The 2,254-nt window shown below is 69.9% G+C and carries 3 protein-coding genes; all 3 read left to right on the plus strand.

The genetic code is table 11. From position 1 onward, the window contains the following. Window positions 1-777 (plus strand): PDR/VanB family oxidoreductase (locus tag CCN51_RS49155; RefSeq protein WP_107426301.1); only part of this gene is annotated, 777 nt, incomplete at its 5' end. A gap of 97 nt (window positions 778-874) precedes the next feature. Further along, complete coding sequence (locus CCN51_RS49160) at window positions 875-1,627, plus strand: dienelactone hydrolase family protein (protein ID WP_014182572.1); 753 nt, start codon at window positions 875-877, stop codon at window positions 1,625-1,627. 88 nt (window positions 1,628-1,715) lie between these two features. Next, window positions 1,716-2,254 (plus strand): 4Fe-4S domain-containing protein (locus CCN51_RS49165; RefSeq protein WP_211303331.1); only part of this gene is annotated, 539 nt, incomplete at its 3' end.

Consider the following 2,254-nt stretch of genomic DNA (forward strand, 5'->3'; position numbering starts at 1 on the left):
GACCCCGACGACCGGTCGTCGTGGCGCATCGGCGTGCTACGCGTCCCGGACAGCCGCGGCGGCTCGGCGTACGTGCACGGCAAACTGCACCCAGGCACACCGGTGCGAGTGCGGGGGCCGCGCAACAACTTCGCCCTCCAGCGGGCCGATCGCTACCTGTTCGTGGCGGGCGGCATCGGCATCACACCGTTGCTACCGATGATCGCCGCAGCCGAGACCGCCGGGGCGGAATGGCGGCTGCTGTACGGCGGCCGGACGCGCTCCTCGATGGCCTTCCTGGACGAACTTGCCGCATACGGCGAGGCGGTGACCGTCCATCCGCAGGACCAGCACGGTCTGCTCGACCTCGACGGCTACCTCGGGGAGCCGGACACCGGCACCCTGGTCTACTGCTGCGGCCCCGAGCCGCTGCTGGCCGCGGCCGAGGAGCGGTGTGGCGCGTGGCCGGAGGGGGCGCTGCGGGTGGAGCGGTTCCAGGCCAAGGAGCAGGAAGAGACGGCGGCGGGCGCCCGTGCGTTCGAGGTGGTCCTCTCCCGGTCCGGGCACACCCTTCACGTGCCGCCCGGGAAGACCGTGTTGGAGGCTGTTCAAGAGGCTGGGGTATCCGTCCCATACTCCTGCGCCGAGGGCATCTGCGGCACGTGCGAGACCGAGGTGCTGACGGGCGAGCCCGACCACCGGGACTCCGTGCTCAGCGCGGAGGAGCGGGAATCCGGCGAGACGATGATGATCTGCGTCTCCCGCTCTCGCGGCCCCCAGCTGGTCCTCGATCTGTGACGGCTCTGCCGCCCTCTACTGCCGCTTCTGCGAGAAGCACATCTCTGCGCCACGTGATGCGCACACCCATGCCCACGGGAGAACCCGGAGAACTTGCGTGACCGTTCCTGAAAACATCGACTTGAGCCATCTCAGCGCCCCGGCCGGGGGCTCCCGGCGGCTGACCGGGCACCTTGCCCGGCCCGAGGGGCCGGGGCCCTGGCCCGGTGTCGTCGCCGTTCACGAAGCGCTCGGCGTTGACGACGTCATGCTGCGGCAGGCAGAGCGGCTCTCCCGCGCCGGTTATCTGGCCCTGATGCCGGACCTGTTCACGCAGGGCGGTGTCCGGCGCTGCCTGGTGCCAACCATGCGGGCATCGCTGTCCGGCCACGGCCGGGCGTACCAGGACATCGCGGCGGCGCGGACCTTCCTCGCAGAGAGCACCGAGTGCACCGGAGCGGTGGGCATCATCGGCTTCTGCATGGGCGGTGCCTTCGCCCTGATGTCCGCGGGGAGCGGGGGCTTCGATGTGGCCTCGGCCAACTACGGGATGCTCCCCAAGGAACTGGACGAGACGTTGTCCGGGGCCTGCCCCGTCGTCGCGAGCTACGGCGGACGGGACCGGATGCTCAAGGGAGCCGCGGCCAAGCTGGACTCGGCCCTTGAGCGGCTCGGCGTCGTGCACGACGTGAAGGAGTACCCACAGGCCGGGCACGCCTTCCTGAACGACGCGGAAGTCGGTCCGCGCCCGCTGCGGCCGCTGTTCCGCGTGACGGGCATGGGACCGCACCCGGAAGCCGCCGCCGACGCGTGGCAGCGCATCGAGACCTTCTTCGACACCCATCTCAAGCAGCCGATGACTGCCGGGTGACGTACGGCACGTGCCCGTACCCCCGAAGTCCTCGGCAACACCAGACCGCCCGATCGTAGGGCGTTCACCTCACACGAGAGCGGAGTTCATGAGCACCACACAGGCAGAGCAAGGAACCCAGACGGCGGACGCGGAGAAAGGCTGGCACGTCGACGACCGCTGCCTGAACTGCAACATCGCGCGTCAGCTCGCCCCCGGCATGATCGGCTACACGGAGGGCGGGGAATACGGCGGCCTGTCGACGGTCATCCGCCAACCGGAGACCGAGGCGGACGTCAAGAAGCTGTACATGGCCGCGCACGCCTGCCCGACTCGTTCCATCCACCCGCCGGCCGACGACCTGGGTGCTGATTCGGACCCCTACCCGATGGCGCTGGACGGGGACGGGATCGTCTACCTCTGCGGGCATGCCTCCCCGCAGACGTACGGCGCCACCTCTTACCTCCTGCGCCGCCCCGACGGCACCGCGATGATGATCGACACCCCGCGCTGGCGGCCCGCCCTCGCACGCCGCTACGAGCAGGAGGTCGGAAAGATCACCGACGTTCTGATCACCCACCTCGACCACGTCGCACACGCCCGGAAGTACGCCGACGCCTTCAAGGCCCGGCTGTGGATCCACGAGGG

The sequence above is a fragment of the Streptomyces milbemycinicus genome, from assembly GCF_002154605.1.
Classification (GTDB): domain Bacteria; phylum Actinomycetota; class Actinomycetes; order Streptomycetales; family Streptomycetaceae; genus Streptomyces; species Streptomyces milbemycinicus.